Here is a 17,851-nt window from a genome sequence, read left to right as displayed (position 1 = left end):
CCTTATTCTCTTTCACATATTTCAATTAAAACTCCCGATGTGGATTTAGGATGTAGGAAAGCTATTTTTGCACCTCCAGCTCCATATCTTGGTTTTTCATCAATTAATCTAACACCTTTAGCTTTTAAGTCCCTCAAAGCCTCTTCTATACTATCAACTCTTAATGCTATATGTTGAATCCCTTCCCCCTTCTTTTCAATGAATTTGGCAATTGTTCCGTCCTCTGTTGTTGATTCTAATAATTCCACTTCCGAATCTCCTAATGGCAAAAATCCAACTCTTACTTTTTGATCTTCGACTATTTCCTGACCGATACATTTTAATCCCAATACTTCTTCATAAAATTTTATTGCTTCATCCAAATTCTTTACGGCAATTCCTATATGGTCAACTTTTTCAATCATCTTTTCACCCCCAGTAGTTCTTACCTTTTCACTCTTAGTTATCACTTCTTAAAAGAATATCCCTTAACTCCGGTTGAAATGGCACCTCCGATAACTCTATCTCTAGCTGTATATGGATCTATTGCCCTATCGGTTACGTCTTTGGATAAATAGTCTAAATCCTCTTTTATTGTCCTATCTAAGATAATTTTCATCAATTCTTCTTCTACCAACTTAATAATTAAATTTCGGTTCTTAACAGTTCTTGATTTATTTAATTCACCTGTTCTTTCCAGATATTCTTTATGTTCCAATATATTTTCCAACAACATATTTATACCTTGTTTTTTTACAGCTGAAACCTTTATAACAGGCGGTCTGTAATTCGATTTTTCATTTAAGTCCAAATTCATTTCAATTTCCAGCTGAGTCTTATCTGCTCCACCCAAATCTGATTTATTAATTGCAAAAACGTCTGCTATTTCCATAATGCCTGCTTTTAGAGCTTGAATGTCGTCTCCCAGATTAGGCACCATAACCATTAGAACGGTGTCCGCAATCTTTACAATATCGATTTCAGATTGGCCTACACCTACAGTTTCAATAAAAATATAATCACATCCATAAATATCCAATACCTTAACAGCACCCCAAGTTGCCTGAGACATGCCGCCAAGAAATCCTCTGGTACCCATACTTCTGATAAATATGTCTTTGTCCAGTGCTAAATCTTGCATTCTTATTCTGTCTCCCAAAATAGCTCCTCCGCTAAATGGACTGGTAGGATCAATTGCGATAATTCCCACCCTTTTGCCTTCGTTTCTTAATTCCTTTGTGAGCTTATCAGTCAAGGTAGATTTGCCGCTCCCGGGAGGACCTGTAATCCCTATAACATATGCATTTCCCGTATTTTTATATAGCCTCTTGATTATGTTTATTGCCTCTTTGTCATCATTCTCCAACAGAGAAATCATTCTTGCGCAAGCTTTCTTATCTCCTTTTAATAATCCCTCTTCTAAATTCAAATTTCGCACCACCAGTTATCTTTTCAAATTGTTATAAATATAATCCACAACATCTTTGGTAGGTGTTCCGGGAGTGAAAACAGCCTCTACGCCCGATTCCATTAAAAACGGAATATCCTCCTTCGGAATTACGCCGCCACCTATTATCAATACGTCATCTACGCCTTCAGCTTTTAAAAGATTTACCACTTTAGGGAATAAATGATTATGCGCTCCGGATAGGATGCTCATCGCTACTACATCCACGTCTTCTTGGACAGCTGCGGCTACTATTTGCTCCGGAGTCTGTCTCAAACCTGTATATATAACCTCCATACCCGAATCTCTTAATGCTCTGGCTATAATTTTTGCACCCCTGTCATGCCCATCTAATCCCGGCTTAGCAACTAATACTCGAATTGGTCTTACCATTTATTAACCTCCCATATTTAAATATAAAACCTGTAAGCAGATAGTCAAAACTTCCTTATAGTTTATAGAAAGCTTTTCTTATAATATTACAGTTTGTTCATATTCTCCAAATACTTTTCTTAATATATTGCAAATTTCTCCTAAAGTTGCATATTTTTTAACGGCATTTAAAATATATGGCATAAGGTTTTCGTCTGTTTGAGCTTTCTTCTCTAAAATATTTAGTGCTGTTTTTACATCCTCGTTATTTCTGTTAAGCTTCAATGCTTTTAATTTTTCTTTCTGTATTTTTTCAACATCTGCATCTACTCTTAGAATATCACTCTTAGCATCTTCCTCTATTCTGAATTTGTTGACTCCAACAACAATCTTTTCCATTGATTCAATCTCCATCTGGTACTTATAGGCGGATGATTGAATTTCTTTTTGAATATATCCTTTTTCTATAGCCTTTGGAGCCCCTCCTAATTCATCAATTTTTTTGATAAGTTCATATGCCTCTTCTTCAATTTTATCCGTAAGGCTCTCAATATAATATGAACCTGCTAAAGGATCTACCGTTTCGGTTACCCCTGATTCATACCCTACTATTTGCTGAGTTCTTAAGGCTATTCTAACTGAATCTTCTGTCGGAAGTGCCAAAGCTTCATCTCTGGAATTTGTATGTAGCGATTGTGTACCACCTAAAACAGCAGCTAATGTTTGTATCGTAACTCTGATAATATTGTTGTCGGGTTGTTGTGCCGTCAATGTCGATCCTGCAGTTTGAGTATGGAATTTTAACTGCATGCTCTTTTCATTTTTTGCCTTAAATCTATTTTTCATTATTTTTGCCCAAAGCCTTCTAGCAGCTCTAAACTTCGCTATTTCTTCAAATAAATCGTTATGGGCATTAAAGAAAAATGATAGTCTCGGCGCAAAATCATCAACATTTAAACCTGCCTTTATTGCGGCTTCAACATAAGCTATCCCGTCAGCCAATGTAAATGCTACTTCCTGTACAGCCGTGGCTCCGGCTTCCCTTATGTGATAGCCGCTTATACTTATTGTGTTCCATTGCGGAACTTCCTTTGAGCAGTATTCAAAGATATTTGTAATAAGCCTCATTGATGCTTCAGGGGGAAATATGTAAGTTCCTCTTGCTATATATTCTTTTAATATGTCATTTTGAATAGTACCTCTTAGCCTATCACTGGAAACACCTTGTTTTTCTGCTACAGCAATATACATAGCCAAGAGTATACCGGCAGGAGCGTTAATAGTCATCGAGGTGCTCACCTTGTCCAATGGTATCCCATCAAATAATATTTCCATATCTCTTAAGGAGTCTATTGCAACCCCAACTTTGCCTACTTCGCCTTCTGCCAATCCATGATCTGAATCATAGCCAATTTGTGTAGGTAAATCAAAGGCGACGCTTAAACCTGTTTGACCTTGCTCAAGTAAATATTTATACCTTTGGTTTGATTCTTCTGCAGTTGCAAATCCCGCATACTGTCGCATAGTCCATAGTCTGCCTCTGTACATTGTAGGTTGTACGCCTCTTGTAAATGGATATTCACCCGGAAATCCTAAGTCTTCAACATAATTAAGATCTTTTGCATCCAACGGTGTATAGAGTCCTTTTACTTCAATGTCAGAACTGGTAGTAAATTTTTCTTTTCTTTCAGGAAACCTTAATTTGATCTTTTCAACCTTATTATTCTCCCAGTTGTTATAAGATTTATCAATCTCTTCATATCCGTCAAAATTTTTCTCCATAATAAAACCTCCTATTGGTAGCTCCATCTCCTTTATTATATTAAATCTTTAACTTATCTACAACAAAAAAAGCTAGTTTATAAATTTATAAACTAACTTTTATATGTTTTAAACAGTACCTAAGAATAATTCTTCGAATTCTTTAGCATCAATTGTTTCTTTTTCTAACAAAGCGCTGGCTATTCTATGAAGTCTATCCATATTTCCTCTTATTAATGTTTCCGCTCTGTTATAAGCAGTATCAATTAAATTCCTCATTTCCTTGTCAATAGCAGCGGCAACATCTTCACTGTAATTCCTTGTTCTGCCAAAATCTCTCCCAACAAATACTTCTTCATCATCGGTACCATATGTCATGGGTCCCAGTATATCGCTCATACCATAATGAGTTACCATTGATCTGGCTATTTTAGTTGCTCTGTCAATGTCGTTTTGCGCTCCTGTGCTTATATCATCCAAGACGAGAGCTTCTGTAACTCTTCCGCCAAGCAATGTTACCAATTTATCTTCCATTTGTTTCTTGGTGACATAATTTCTATCTTCCTCGGGAATATATGCAGTAAAGCCGCCTGCCATACCTCTTGGTATTATAGTCACCATATGAACCGGATCCATTCCCGGAATAAGTCTGGCGGTTAAAGCATGCCCGGCTTCATGATATGCCGTAAGCTTTCTTTCTTTTTCACTGACTACCTTGCTCTTCTTCTCCGGACCTGCCTGAACTTTTATCGAGGCTTCTTCGATTAAATCCATTGGTATACTCTTCAGATTGTGTCTAGCTGTTAATAAAGCTGCTTCATTAACTAAATTTTCCAAATCAGCCGGTGTAAATCCAGGGGTTCTTTTTGCTACTACTTGAAGATCTACATCATCAGCTAAAGGTTTATTTTTTGTATGAATTTTTAGAATTGCTTCCCTGCCTCTTATATCCGGCAGTCCAACATAAATCTGTCTGTCAAATCTACCCGGACGCAATAAAGCAGGATCCAATATATCCGGTCTATTTGTCGCAGCCATTACTATAATTCCTTCATTGGTTCCAAAGCCATCCATTTCAACTAACAGTTGATTTAATGTTTGCTCCCTTTCATCATGGCCACCGCCAAGCCCTGCGCCTCTTCTTCTGCCTACAGCATCAATTTCATCTATAAATATTATACAAGGTGAGTTCTTTTTGGCTTGTTCAAATAAATCTCTTACTCTGCTGGCTCCAACTCCTACAAACATCTCAACAAAATCAGAACCCGATATTGTAAAGAATGGTACTCCGGCTTCACCGGCTACTGCTCTACTAAGATATGTTTTTCCTGTCCCCGGAGGTCCTATTAATAATACTCCGGTTGGAATCCTTGCTCCAATCTCTATATATTTTTTAGGCGTTCTCAAAAAGTCAACTATTTCCTTTAATTCTTCCTTCTCTTCTTCCAAACCGGCAACATCGTCAAATTTTATTATATTACCTGCGTCTTCTTTGTGTAATTTAGCCTTACTCTTGCCAAAGGACATTACTCTGCCTCCGCCTCCGCCTTGAGATTGCTGCATAAATACAAACCAAAATACTCCAAAGATTAAAAGAACCATAATAGTTGGTAGCATATCAATATACCAAGGTCTCGTTGGTATCTGTTCACCTGCATAGCTATCAATTTGCTTTGTGTCAACCAAATCTTTTATATAATCTCTATAAAAATCATAGGACCTTATTTCCTCAGGTAAAATTGTAGTAAATTGAGTCCCATCTTTTAATTTACCATGAGCCGTATTTCCTATCATTGTGATACTTTCAACATTATTTCTGCCTAAATTATCTACTAATTCAGTTACATCCATCTCTTTGACTTGTTCGACATCAGTTCCAAACATTCTAACTCCAAACATTATCAAAATAATAATCAGTAGATAGACGCTTATCCCTTTGAAAAATCGTTTCAATCCAAATCCTCCCTCCAACTAATGTAAATTGCATTTAAACATTATAACATAAGAAAAAATATATATCAATTAAGGTAGGATAAATTCTCCTCTAAAATTTTTTTATCCCTTTATCTTTAATATTCTCCCTATTCACTTAGTTCTTACTTCTTCACTTTTCTTCAACTGTTGTTCACTGTTATTTATTCACTGTTTCTCTTAACTCTTCATTATATTTTTAATCTTTTACCTATTACCTATCTTTTCGATTGTGAACTGTGAATTGTGAATTTTAATTGTTACTATCCCCTATTATAAACTTCTTCCTTCAATGCTGCGACAAATGGAAGATTTCGATATTGTTCTGCATAATCTAGTCCCCAGCCTACAACAAATTCATCCGGAATCTCAAATCCAAGGTAGTTTACAGGAACATCAACCTTTCTTCTTTCCGGTTTATCAAGCAAAGTACAAATTTTTACGCTATTTGCACCTCGTTTTTTAAGGTTATCGGTAAGATAATTTAACGTATAGCCTGTATCTATAATATCTTCAACAATAAGTACATCTTTTCCTATAACGCTAAAATCCAAGTCCTTAATTATTTTTACTTCTCCGGTTGAAATCGCAGATTTCCCATAACTTGAGACCCCCATAAAATCTATTGTTACAGACATATCTATATTTCTTACCAATTCAGACATAAAAATAACTGCACCCTTTAAAATGCCTATTATCATCAAATCCTTATCTCTGTAGTCTCTTGTAATTTCAGCTCCCAATTCCTTTGCCCTTTTTATGATTTCTTCTTCAGTTACCAATACTTCTTTTATAATATCTTCCATGTCAAATCCTCCTATGTAGTATATTTATATTCAATCATCAGAATTTTCGTAGTATCTTTATCTATCTTATATCTATCACTAATTCCATATCCAATGATCCAAATAATATCCTCCCCGTCAACCAATAATGGTATCCTATCCCTTTTATCTCTCGGTATCTTTTTATCAATGAAATAATCCTTAATTTTTTTGCTGCCAACCATGCCCAAAGGAACAAAAACATCTCCAAATTTACGATTCCTTATGTAAAGATTTCCTCTAATCTTATTGAAATCAAAATACTTTCTATCTTTACCCATTTTAAAACCATCATAATTATCAATTAAAGATAATTTAAATTTTAAATTTAAGTCCTTAAAATAATTCTCACCCATTCCTAATTTATACTCAAAACCTTCATATTTAAAACTTCTCTCCCTTTCTATGATTAACTCATCATAGCTTACTCTGGCAGTTAATCCTAAAGGCAGATTTATTTGTTTACCGGTTACTAATTCGGTAAACAAATCCAGCATCAACACAATATGTTGTTCTGTAAAACCCTGCAAGCTTCCTGTTAATTTTAAAACAAACATCCTCAACAATCTTTGCTTTATACCTTTTTGTTCGCTACCAAATAAATCCCCATCTATAATTATACAATCATCTTGTATTTCTTTCACCATCAATTTAAATTTTTTTTCACAATAATCGTCTAAAAATTCTACATCTAAGCTAGACGTTTGGGACAATCTCCACAAGGCTTCAATTATATTTGAGTTGAAATTTTTCTCTATATAAGGTATCAATTCTAATCTTACCTTATTTCTACTATAAATGGGAAATAAATTTGTTTTATCTAACACTGTTTCAATGTCATTTGTCTTAATAAACTTTTCTATTTCATCCCTAGATATATTTAATATTGGTCTTATAATGTCTCCCGATTTGAATTCCATACCTTTTAGACCATCTATCCCGGTACCCCTCATGATTCTCATAAGCAGGGTTTCCGCTTGGTCGTTTTTGTTGTGTGCAACGGCAATCTTACCTCCTCCCAAGTCTTTAAGCAAATTTCTAAAAAAACCATATCTTAATTCCCTGCCTGCTTCCTCGGCTGTTATCCCTTTTTCTTTCCCGTATTTGTTCATATCTACATTGATTGTATGATAAGGTATTTTTAGCCTGTTGCATACATCCTCGGTAAACAATTGATCAATTAGGGCATCTTCTCCTCTTACACCATGATTTACATGTGCTGCAACAATATTGAAATCCAGCTCTTTTTGTATTTCATATAGACAATAAAGTAGAGCCATTGAATCCGGTCCTCCGGATAATCCAATGACTACATTATCTCCCTTAGTAATCAAATTGTATCTATGTATATTCTCCAAAACAATAGAAATCATAACCTCACCTACTATCTAATATACCCTAATGTTTAACAATATTTCAACAAAAAAAGAGAACTTCTTAATTTATTTTATGAAGTTCACTTTAAAATTCGTAAATCACAATTCACAATTCACAGTTCACAATTCACAATTCACAATTATCCAAAGTCTATCTCTGAGGTTTTCCTAAACCTATCTTTTTACATTCACAACTACGAATTGTCCCTAATTCTTCCATATCTTTGTAACAACCACAGTCATATCATCTTTTATGTTATCTTCACTATAGTCTTTGGCTATATCAATTATTCTATCTGCTATTGTTTGTGGGTTTTGTGAGTCCATATTCATTATTATTTCTTTCATCCAATTTTCAGGATTTTCAATAGCTTTATTGCTCTCCAATACTCCATCTGACATCATCACCATAATATCCCCATCTTGAATATTTTCTTCATAGACATTGAAATCCACATCTTTGAAAATCCCAATGGGTAAAGATAGTGAATTTATCATGATTATCTCATCTTTACGCTTGATAAACGTAGGCACTGCTCCTGATTTTATCAGCTGTAACCTTCCTTTAAATAAATCTATAAAGGCAATATCAAGAGTTGCAAATCTTTCATCAGTCGATTTTGTTCTTATGACCGAATTGATGGTCTTCAATGCCATCTCTCTGTCAACATTTATTCCCATCATTTTCTCTAATAATTCTATCGCCATAGCGCTTTCATCATTTGCCTTTTGACCAATTCCCATACCGTCACTTATGGCTGCAAATGAGGTATTTTCCATTTCCCCAAAGGTAAAACTATCACCGGAAACTCCATCATCCGAGCAAATAATATTGGACGCTTTAGTTAATGTCCCATATCTATTGACACGTATCAATTTAAATCTATTTGAATTTGCTACTTGCCCATAAGAATAATCACTTGTTACAGGAAACCCTAAAGATTCAGTGACTATATTAGTAACTTTTTCTATTTTATCTATTGTATTGCATGAATCAAACTCCATGTATATTTCAATATTTTCACCTTCTAAATAAGCAACTATTATCTGATTTATATCGATTCTATTATTCTTTATCTCTTTGTATAATAAATCCTCAAGCTCTTCATTAAATACCGGGCTTTTATATAAATCCAAATTGATTTCATTTACAATTTTCTCTATGCTTTGAAGTTGTTCAACTAAAAAACTCCTTTGATCCATCAATTGACTATTTAACGATTCTTTTTCTTGAAATTTTAAATACATTTCATTTATAACCTTATACAGCTGATCTTTATCACTGCAATGTTCCATAATAGATTTAACCTTACTCTCCTTATCTTCCATATTAATTTCCATTATTCCCATTGCAGTAAAAAGTGAATAATATGTTGAATAATACTCATCCTTCCAACATTTGTTATGATTTTTACACCCATTGCATTTGGAAGCGGAAATATCATCAATTAAGTTATATATTTCATAGCTGGAGAACACGTCTTTTGTTTCAATGCTCTCATTAAAAACAAGCGATAGATCATGAATCAGTTCGCCGATATTTGAAAGTTTTTCACTTGCCAATTCAAATCTTCGATTCTCATAATCTTTCTTTACTTTATTTTCTTTTTCAAATATCTTATCTATATATTTTGAGGTCGGATCATAAAATGCTAAAAACATTAAGGAGCCTATGATTATTTCATTGTATTTAAGAAAGCTTGTCCCCAATCCGTTTATATAATAGCTTACTATAGCATTCCCTAAAATAAATCCCAAGATTGACCCACTTTTCCCAATATCCCGAAATAATCCGGCTAATAATCCCCCGATGCTTAATATTGCAATTATAAAAGGCATTTCAACATTTGATATATATGAAATCATTCCCAATATGATGCCGGATGTGGCACCCATGTAAATTCCCTTGGAATAGCTTAAATATACTATTATAAATAAGCTTATTATATTTTTAAGCGATGCCCCAAATACGCTAATATTCCCTAGTCCCGACAGGACAAGAGCTAATATGATAAAACTTGAAACTAATTTTTCGTATTGTACTTCCCCTTTTCCTAATCCATCTATTGGCGCAGAAAATGTGAAAATATATGTCATAGTAAATAGCAATATCCCTTCAAAGGCAATAATTATAAAATCATATATGTAAGTCTCCCTTGATAGATACATAGTCAACAATTTTGATATTGTAAATATAACCGCTACTATGCCGGAAGCCGAAATCAATGTATATTCCTTGTTTGTTTTATACTTTGTAAAAAATGCATATAAAATAATTGCTCCGATATAATAATCAAACCCGGCTAAACCCTTAACCGTAAATGTGCCCAGTATTGTTGCAAGCAATATACTCAATTTTCTTTCTTTCAAAATCATAAAACTGCCCAAAAATGCAATCCCAAAAGGTGTAAGCTTATTAAGCACATTTACTCTCGCAAGAAAAAAGCTTATCAAAATCACGAACACCTCACGCTTATCAATACCCAATTCCCATTTGTTTTTACTCAATACCGACTCCATTCTTGCCACTTATCTCACCCCTATAAAATATTTGTAAACTTATAGTAGCAAAAATCAATCGTTATATTTGTCAGTATTAGGTGTTTAGAAACAAGAAGTTTCCAACATAAACCCAGGTTTTTACCCATGAAGTTAAGTTAAGGTTATAAAACATTGAAATTCGAATATGAACTTTAAAACCATTGAATTTTAAAGGTTAAAAGCTTTATGAAGGCATTTTTTTATCAAATGTATTATTTTGTCACAAAAAACGAAAAACCGGATAAACCGGTTTTATAATTCCATATTACTCATCTTCTTGGATTTAAATCCATTTTGTTTGCGAGTATCTCTGACTTTTAATTGATCCATTTTTTCATTGCTGTCTTTTAAGAATCTATTTAACTTATCTTCAAAAGACATATATTTTTGATTTTCTTCAAGTCTATTCCATTCAAATTCAGCAGGCTTATTTGACTTGGGTTTTGCTTGCCTAATGGATAGACTGATTTTCCCAGTATCTGTAACAGATAATATTTTTACCTTTACTTTTTGATTTACTTTTAGATGATCAGCTACCTTTTCAACATATTCATGGGATATCTCCGAAATATGAACAAGTCCACTTTTTCCTTCCGGTAATTGAATGAAAGCACCAAAGTTAGTTATACCTGTTACAGTGCCATCAACTACTTCACCAACAGCTATGGCCATATACTAATAATTCCTCCTTATATAATATTGTTTAAGTAAAACTTACCTAATTCTCATTAAAAATAGTATATACAAGAAATCAAGGTATGTCAATTATCCCTTTTAAATATGTCAAAAAATGAATTCTTAGGTTTGTTTTTATCAATGTAAATTATCTCTCGAGGCTTAACCATACCCAATTCATCTCTAGCAACTTTTTCCACAAATTCTAAGGAATCACTGCTCTTGATTTCTTCGTTTAATGCATCAATATCCTTTTTAAGTTGCTCAATTTCAACTTGATTCTCTTCTTTTTTTGCCTTCATGGTATTCATTAGATTTCGTTGGTGATTTAAAACAACTATAACGTAAAAACTTAGGAATATAAGAAACACATGTATTAACCTTATTCCCTTATATTTTTTTTTGTTACTCATAAAACCACCTTTCCCTTTGTACCGCAGTTACTTTATTTTTTGCGTGAAATTATTTTTTTATATTTACCCACTTCCTTAAAAAATACTCTGATCAGCAAAAATATCTTTTTAATCTTAGCTTTTATAAATCCTATGCTCTTTTTAAATGGATTAGCTATTACATTGATTATCTCACTTAACAAATTTAAAATCAACCTAAAAATGTGATAAAATAAAGAATAAACTATCTTTGATAAAAAAAACATATAAAACAATATGCCGACAAGTGCCGCTATAAATACAAATCCTCTAAGAACACCTCCGGTCAACTTAATTAACAATATGAAAAATATAAAACATATTATCATCCAGAACAATAAATCTTCAATATAGGACATCACTTTGCTGGGTTTAGAAAAACGTCTGAAAACCCTATAAAAATCATAGAACATACCTATAGACATACCAATTAAAATAGAAACTCCAAAAGACATGAAATCTTTCATTATATCGATTTCCATATATTACACCACTTATTTGAATATTTTCCCTATCAAATTTTTAGGAGTCCCTTCCTTAGTGATATATACAATACTATTTATTAATCCCGAAATCTTAACGCTTCCATCATCCAGATTCAGCTTTGCTACATTAAGTCCTTCACCTTTGATGCTCAACCCTCCTTTTATGGTTGAAAGGACAATATTATTGTCATTAAAGCTATCTACCTGTTCTACCCCGCTTATAGTAACAAAATTTCTATCTTCTATCACAATATTCTGAGATTGCAATTTGTTTTCAGTCATATACCTACACCTCCTAAACTTCTATCTTATATTTATGAATAAAAAAAGGCTTTTATACCAAAAGCCTTTTTTATTATTATATATAAAAATTATTCAATTATTTTATATAAAGAAGAAGCAGCATCTTTGCCTACATTATCTTTTACTTCAAGTATTTCAAATTTCATTGTATTGCTTCCAAAGTTGATGTGAACTTGATCCCCTGCTTTAACTTCATCACCGGGCTTTGCACTATTTCCGTTTATAAAAACCTTCCCTTGATCACATGCCTCTTTAGCTATTGTTCTTCTCTTTATAATTCTTGCATTTTTTAAAAATTTATCTATACGCATTTTTATACTCCTATGAAAAAATCAGGTTCTTTGAACCTGATTTTATTTGTTTACACTATTTATTTACTACTTCCTTCAATGCTTTCCCAGCTTTAAATACAGGTGCTTTGGAAGCTGGTATTTTAATAACTTCTTCTGGATTTCTAGGGTTTCTGCCTTCTCTTGCTTTTCTTTCTTTAACTTCAAATGTACCAAAACCTACTAGTTGTACCTTTTCCCCAGATGCTAGTGATCCCTCTACAGATTTCATAAATGCATTCAGTGCAGACTCAGCGTCTTTTTTAGTCAAGTTGCTCTTTTCTGCCATACTAGCAATTAATTCAGCCTTGTTCATTAAAATTCCTCCTTAAGTTTATTCATTATTACTATATAAATTAATAAAAAGGGCTAAAAGATAAATCTTTTTAAACATAATGGAAAGTAAAATTCCAGACAGAACTTCCCATTTATTATGTGCCCATAAGGTTTTATTAATTATAAACACTCTTGCCTCTTGGCTTCTTGATAGAGAATTTCCATTTCATTTAACGTCATATTCTCCAATTTAATTTCTAATTCTTCAGATTTGTCTTCCATAAACTTTAATCTTTTCACAAACTTTCTTATCGTTCTATTCAATGCTATCTCCGGATTTACATCTAAAAGTCTGGACAAATTAACAACTGCAAAGAGTAAATCTCCTATTTCTCCTTCTACCCTTTTATCACCTCCGCCAAAATCCTCCAAAGCTTCTAAAACTTCCTTAAACTCTTCATCCACCTTATCTATAGGTCCCTTGATGTCGTCCCAGTCAAAGCCGACTTCTGCTGCTTTCTCTTGAACTTTGAAACTGGTCATAAGAGCCGGAAGTTTCGGTATATTATTGATTTTGTCAATGAGGCCTGTAATGTCTCTCTTGCCATATTTGAGCTTATTCCAATTATATACTACTTCATCAGAATTTACTATCTTTTTTTCTTGAAAGACGTGAGGATGGCGGAAAATTAATTTATTAGCCAACGCTGATGTAACTTCTATAGGGAAAAACTCTCCTTCCTCATAGGCAATTTGACAATGAAATACCACTTGCAACAGCAAATCTCCCAATTCTTCAATGATATTGTCTATATCATTATTATCTATAGCATCAACAACCTCATAAGCTTCCTCTATCAGACATTCTCTGATAGAATCATGAGTTTGTTTCGCATCCCATTGGCAACCCCCCACACCTCTTAATACCTTCATTATACCCATAATATCGTTAAAATCAAATACTTTTTTTATATTCTTATCAATTTTAGGTACATAAATGCTCAATAATGGGCCTGTTTCTATTAATCTATCCAATTTATATATAGGAATACAGAGTTTTTTCTCTTTTCCTCTAACCCCTGCATTTTGAACTAAATATACATTATAATCATCTCCATAAATTTCTGAAAGTATTATTTTTACTTCCGATAATATTCTTTGATTATATGTTTGCGTAATTATCAAATCAACATTTATATCAACCATGGATGAATTAAATACAGCGCCATCTACTATTTTCAACCCATTGATAGGATCTCTTCCTACCAACTCTATCATAGGCTCAATAAAACTCATTCCTGAAACAATTTCAATATCCAAATTCTCTTCTAATAATAACTCAACTGTCCTTTCCGCTACTAGAGGGTTACCAGGCACATAGTAATTGATTTCCTCTTCAGATTCAGATTCTTTTTTTAATTCCTCTACAATAAGCACATATACATCATTAAATTCATCTTCACTGTCATAAATATAATCATAGGACTTATAAGGTATATTATGCCTTTCAAAATACTTTACAGAAGGATGATTTTCAGTTCTCAAAAAATTTTTCCTTCCACTTTCAATCCTCTCAATCGCGCCTAATGTCAATAATTCTTCATTCCCCGGTCCTAATCCTATAATATATATTTTTCCCATTTTGTTCTCCTTTATATCATTTAAAAATTTTAAATCTTTCTAATTTCTTTTCTATCTTATCACCTTTAGGAAGCAGCTTGAAATCTTCGGTCGTAATTGAACCTGTTATAATCAATAATATGAAATATAAGACTACTCCTATTAAAACTGCCAGAATAGTAGCTAATCTTTGCCCTATAATATTATTTAATAAAATAAAGCTTGCTTTCGCAATTATAGCCATAACGATTGAAGATATTAAAGGTTTCAAAAATATATTTTTAAAGTCAAGTTTTATTTTACTTGACCTAACAAGGCTCATAAGGTCGAGTAATGCTGCTATGGTATAAGCTGCTACAGTGCTGATTGCTGCCCCTTTAATATTTATACTGGGTATACCGGTAAGTACATATGTAAGAATTACTTTAACTACAGCACCGATAAATAAGCTGATTACAGGGACCATTACCCTTCCTAATCCTTGAAGTATTGCCGTTAAACATTGAACTAAAGTTAATGTAATTACACCAAACGAAAGATAGGATAGTATCTCACCGGTACTATTTATCGTTTCCAATGTGTTTTTATAATATAATAATCCAATTATAGGCTTAGCTAAAACAAAGAGTCCAAATGCACAAGGTAAACCTATTAACAGAGTCATTCTAATCCCGGAGGATGCAATGCTGTTGATTTCTGTTTTTCTCTTTCTTGCCTTTGCATCAGCAATTGCTGGAACCAAACTCATTGATATAGCAATAGAAAATACTTGGGGTAAATTGATTAAGGTTTGCGCCATTCCTTTTAACTGTCCATACAAGCTATTTGCCAATTCTTCAGAATAGTTGATAGCTTGAAGCCTATTAAGCACAAAAGTGGTATCTATAGCATCCATAATCGGTGCTATAGAAGAGCCTAGGGTTATTGGGATAGATATAACGAGCAAATCCTTAACTATATTACTTACCTTGTATTCTTTACTTTCTATGCTATTTTCAATTTCATGATGAATTTCTTTTCTGCTCATCATAAATATGATAAAAATTGTTATTCCTCCAACTATTCCGCCTACAGAGCCTCCAAAGGATGCTCCTCCTGCAGCTATGGGTATCCCGTATTTCAACAAATAGGATGTTAGAAACAACCCGGATGCTACTCTTGAAAGCTGTTCAGCAATTTGAGATATTGCCGTAGGTGTCATATTCTGTCTCCCTTGAAAAAACCCTCTAAAGGCTGACATAATAGGCACAAAAAACAATGCGGGAACCAATGCTATTAAAGAATAATAGGCATTTGGATTTTTCAATTTCTCCACTATAGTCCTAGCGCCTAATGCAACAAAAAGAGATGCCAGCGTACCACCTATAATTAAACCCAAAAGAGCTACTTTAAATACCTTATACGCTCCTTTGTAATCACCTACCGCCCTTTTTTCCGATGCCAACTTAGCTATTGCAACAGGAAATCCTGCTGTTGCAATTGTTAATAACAAGGAATAAAAAGGATAAGCTGTTTGATAATATCCTATTCCTTCGTCTTTTATTATATTGACAATAGGTATTCTATATACTGCACCTAATATTTTTACAATAATACCGGCTATACCAAGTATAGCTGCCCCCTTTAAAAAATTGTTTTGCTTAGCGATAATTTCCACCCCCATTTTTACAATTCACAGTTCATAATTGAAAGCATTAGCCATCATTCGTAGGGGCGGATGACCCTATCCGCCCATTAGGATCCCTAAAGTCAAAAAAAGACTCGAAGTTATACCCTAATAATTGTAAACTATAATTTTTTAATTATTATATCATATTTAATCTAATAAATGCATAAAAAAACCTACCGTTTGGTAGGTTCTAACTTTGCATTTGTTTTGATAAAAACCCAGCTGCAGTTTCCGTTAACTTCACTTCCAATTCTCCCATCTTCACATTCGCATCCTTTGAAAATAATACCACGGTACCTATAGGATCTCCTTGCATTACTATTGGAGTAATAACTTGAGCTGTATATTTATCCTCATTTTCATCCTCATAATAAATTTTAATAGGCTTATTTATATCATTGGTAATATAGGTGCTTCTTCCCTCTGTAATCTTTTCTAAGTCAGGACTTATTCTTTTTTCAAGGTATTCCTTTTTCGAACCGCCTGATATTGCTATTATTGTATCTCTATCGGAAATAAGTACAATATGACCGGTATTATCATGGAGAGATTGGCAATACTCCGCTGCAAATTCATTTAATTCACCTATAGGTGAATACTTCTTTAAAATTACTTGCCCCTCTCTATCAGTAAATATCTCTAATGGGTCGCCTTCTCTTATTCTTAAAGTTCTTCTTATTTCTTTAGGAATTACAACCCTGCCTAAATCATCTATACGTCTAACGATTCCTGTGGCTTTCAAAATATAACCTCCTTAAACATCTTAGTGAGATTATTATTTTACTAATTGGGAAAATTTATACATCTTAAATAATAATCTATATAGTTTTAACCTTTGCTTTATTTCTTAATTCTCTAATTTTCTCAATGTATTCTTGCTCCTTCAGCATATCAACTATATCCTGTTTCAAATCTTCATAGGTCTCTTTTCTATCCTCCAGATGAATAATATGATATCCAACCTCGGTCTTTATCAAATCACTAGTTTCTCCAATCTCCAATGAAAAAGCAGCATCTTCAAATTCAGAAATCATTTGTCCCTTACGGAAATATCCTAAATCTCCGCCTTGAGCAGCAGAAACGCTGTCTAGGGATTCTAAAGTAGCAAGAGTTGCAAAGTCTTCTCCATCTTTAAGCCTTTCAAGTATTTTTTTACCTTCTTCTTCGCTACTTACTAAAATATGACTGGCTCTTATAAGAATTAAGTTATCCTTATTTTCTTCATAGAACTTTTTTGCATCTTCCTCTGAAATATTGATATCCTTTATTATATTTTCTTTATGCTTATCAACCAAAATTTCTTTTCTCATATTCTCTTTGAAAAAATCTTTTGATATGTTGTTTGAAAGCAAAAATTCATCGAATTTTTCATCTCCTCCCATCTGATTAGCATAATCATCCAATTTGTTTTGGATTTCCTCATCGGTTACGGTTATTTTCATTCCTTCGGTTTCTTTTTCAACTAATTTTTCCATAATCAATTTTTCCAGAATGTCTTCCTTCAATGTTTCCTCTAATGTTTTCCCATCCTGTCCAACCTGCTGTAACGCATCTTCACCTAATAATCTCTCATATATTTTTTTATAAACTTGATAATCTCCATTAAATTCCTCTTTAGTAATATCAACTCCATTTACTTCTGCTATTACTCCTTCCTTTGGCTTAGAACAGCCAAAGAAATTAACCGTAATTAAAGATACTATCAGCAATATTCCTAATTTCTTTATATCTATTTTATTCAAGTACATACATCCTCTCTTATCGGTATAATTGTTAACATCAACTCTAACAA

General features: G+C 33.1%; 18 protein-coding genes. All 18 read right to left on the bottom strand.

What is annotated here, in order from left to right:
- Positions 1 to 2: 2 nt before the first annotated feature.
- The 18 genes from mce to H8707_RS06795 all read right to left on the bottom strand — a co-directional run bounded on the left by mce (position 3) and on the right by H8707_RS06795 (position 17,807).
- Entirely contained in the window at positions 3 to 404 is a 402-nt protein-coding gene (gene mce / locus H8707_RS06880; protein WP_262429391.1) for a methylmalonyl-CoA epimerase, read from the bottom strand.
- Between the two features lie 41 nt (positions 405 to 445).
- Entirely contained in the window at positions 446 to 1,408 is a 963-nt protein-coding gene (meaB, locus tag H8707_RS06875; RefSeq protein WP_262429390.1) for a methylmalonyl Co-A mutase-associated GTPase MeaB, read from the bottom strand.
- 15 nt (positions 1,409 to 1,423) lie between these two features.
- A complete protein-coding gene (locus tag H8707_RS06870) occupies positions 1,424 to 1,819 on the bottom strand; it encodes a cobalamin B12-binding domain-containing protein (RefSeq protein WP_262429389.1) in 396 nt (131 codons plus the stop codon).
- A 78-nt stretch (positions 1,820 to 1,897) separates the two neighbouring features.
- Complete coding sequence (locus tag H8707_RS06865; protein ID WP_262429388.1) at positions 1,898 to 3,580, bottom strand: acyl-CoA mutase large subunit family protein; 1,683 nt, start codon at positions 3,578 to 3,580, stop codon at positions 1,898 to 1,900.
- A 108-nt stretch (positions 3,581 to 3,688) separates the two neighbouring features.
- Complete coding sequence (gene ftsH / locus H8707_RS06860; RefSeq protein ID WP_262429387.1) at positions 3,689 to 5,512, bottom strand: ATP-dependent zinc metalloprotease FtsH; 1,824 nt, start codon at positions 5,510 to 5,512, stop codon at positions 3,689 to 3,691.
- Between the two features lie 281 nt (positions 5,513 to 5,793).
- Entirely contained in the window at positions 5,794 to 6,336 is a 543-nt protein-coding gene (hpt, locus tag H8707_RS06855; protein ID WP_262429386.1) for a hypoxanthine phosphoribosyltransferase, read from the bottom strand.
- 11 nt (positions 6,337 to 6,347) lie between these two features.
- Positions 6,348 to 7,727: a tRNA lysidine(34) synthetase TilS gene (gene tilS / locus H8707_RS06850; protein ID WP_262429385.1), complete on the bottom strand. Its 1,380-nt coding sequence runs from the start codon at positions 7,725 to 7,727 to the stop codon at positions 6,348 to 6,350.
- A gap of 210 nt (positions 7,728 to 7,937) precedes the next feature.
- The gene (spoIIE, locus tag H8707_RS06845) at positions 7,938 to 10,250 is read right to left on the bottom strand and encodes a stage II sporulation protein E (RefSeq protein WP_262429414.1); all 2,313 of its coding nucleotides are present in this window, start codon (positions 10,248 to 10,250) and stop codon (positions 7,938 to 7,940) included.
- A gap of 273 nt (positions 10,251 to 10,523) precedes the next feature.
- Complete coding sequence (locus tag H8707_RS06840; RefSeq protein ID WP_262429384.1) at positions 10,524 to 10,943, bottom strand: S1 RNA-binding domain-containing protein; 420 nt, start codon at positions 10,941 to 10,943, stop codon at positions 10,524 to 10,526.
- An 89-nt stretch (positions 10,944 to 11,032) separates the two neighbouring features.
- The gene (locus tag H8707_RS06835; protein WP_262429383.1) at positions 11,033 to 11,359 is read right to left on the bottom strand and encodes an FtsB family cell division protein; all 327 of its coding nucleotides are present in this window, start codon (positions 11,357 to 11,359) and stop codon (positions 11,033 to 11,035) included.
- A gap of 32 nt (positions 11,360 to 11,391) precedes the next feature.
- The gene (gene yabQ / locus H8707_RS06830; RefSeq protein ID WP_262429382.1) at positions 11,392 to 11,859 is read right to left on the bottom strand and encodes a spore cortex biosynthesis protein YabQ; all 468 of its coding nucleotides are present in this window, start codon (positions 11,857 to 11,859) and stop codon (positions 11,392 to 11,394) included.
- A 12-nt stretch (positions 11,860 to 11,871) separates the two neighbouring features.
- Complete coding sequence (yabP, locus tag H8707_RS06825) at positions 11,872 to 12,144, bottom strand: sporulation protein YabP (RefSeq protein WP_262429381.1); 273 nt, start codon at positions 12,142 to 12,144, stop codon at positions 11,872 to 11,874.
- Between the two features lie 89 nt (positions 12,145 to 12,233).
- Positions 12,234 to 12,476, bottom strand: coding sequence for an RNA-binding S4 domain-containing protein (locus H8707_RS06820; protein ID WP_262429380.1), 243 nt, complete (start codon positions 12,474 to 12,476; stop codon positions 12,234 to 12,236).
- A 55-nt stretch (positions 12,477 to 12,531) separates the two neighbouring features.
- A complete protein-coding gene (locus H8707_RS06815) occupies positions 12,532 to 12,810 on the bottom strand; it encodes an HU family DNA-binding protein (RefSeq protein ID WP_262429379.1) in 279 nt (92 codons plus the stop codon).
- Between the two features lie 140 nt (positions 12,811 to 12,950).
- Positions 12,951 to 14,411 carry a bifunctional methyltransferase/pyrophosphohydrolase YabN gene (locus H8707_RS06810; RefSeq protein WP_262429378.1) on the bottom strand — a complete coding sequence of 487 codons (1,461 nt, stop codon included), beginning with the start codon at positions 14,409 to 14,411 and terminating at the stop codon, positions 12,951 to 12,953.
- 16 nt (positions 14,412 to 14,427) lie between these two features.
- The gene (locus tag H8707_RS06805) at positions 14,428 to 16,047 is read right to left on the bottom strand and encodes a putative polysaccharide biosynthesis protein (protein ID WP_262429377.1); all 1,620 of its coding nucleotides are present in this window, start codon (positions 16,045 to 16,047) and stop codon (positions 14,428 to 14,430) included.
- Between the two features lie 202 nt (positions 16,048 to 16,249).
- Entirely contained in the window at positions 16,250 to 16,801 is a 552-nt protein-coding gene (spoVT, locus tag H8707_RS06800; protein ID WP_262429376.1) for a stage V sporulation protein T, read from the bottom strand.
- Between the two features lie 76 nt (positions 16,802 to 16,877).
- A complete protein-coding gene (locus H8707_RS06795; RefSeq protein ID WP_262429375.1) occupies positions 16,878 to 17,807 on the bottom strand; it encodes a peptidylprolyl isomerase in 930 nt (309 codons plus the stop codon).
- Positions 17,808 to 17,851: the final 44 nt, after the last annotated feature.

Source organism: Paratissierella segnis, assembly GCF_014385195.1.
GTDB classification, from domain to species: domain Bacteria; phylum Bacillota; class Clostridia; order Tissierellales; family Tissierellaceae; genus Paratissierella; species Paratissierella segnis.
The sequence above is the reverse complement of the archived record's forward strand: the minus strand, read 5'-3'. Positions and strand labels throughout refer to the sequence as shown.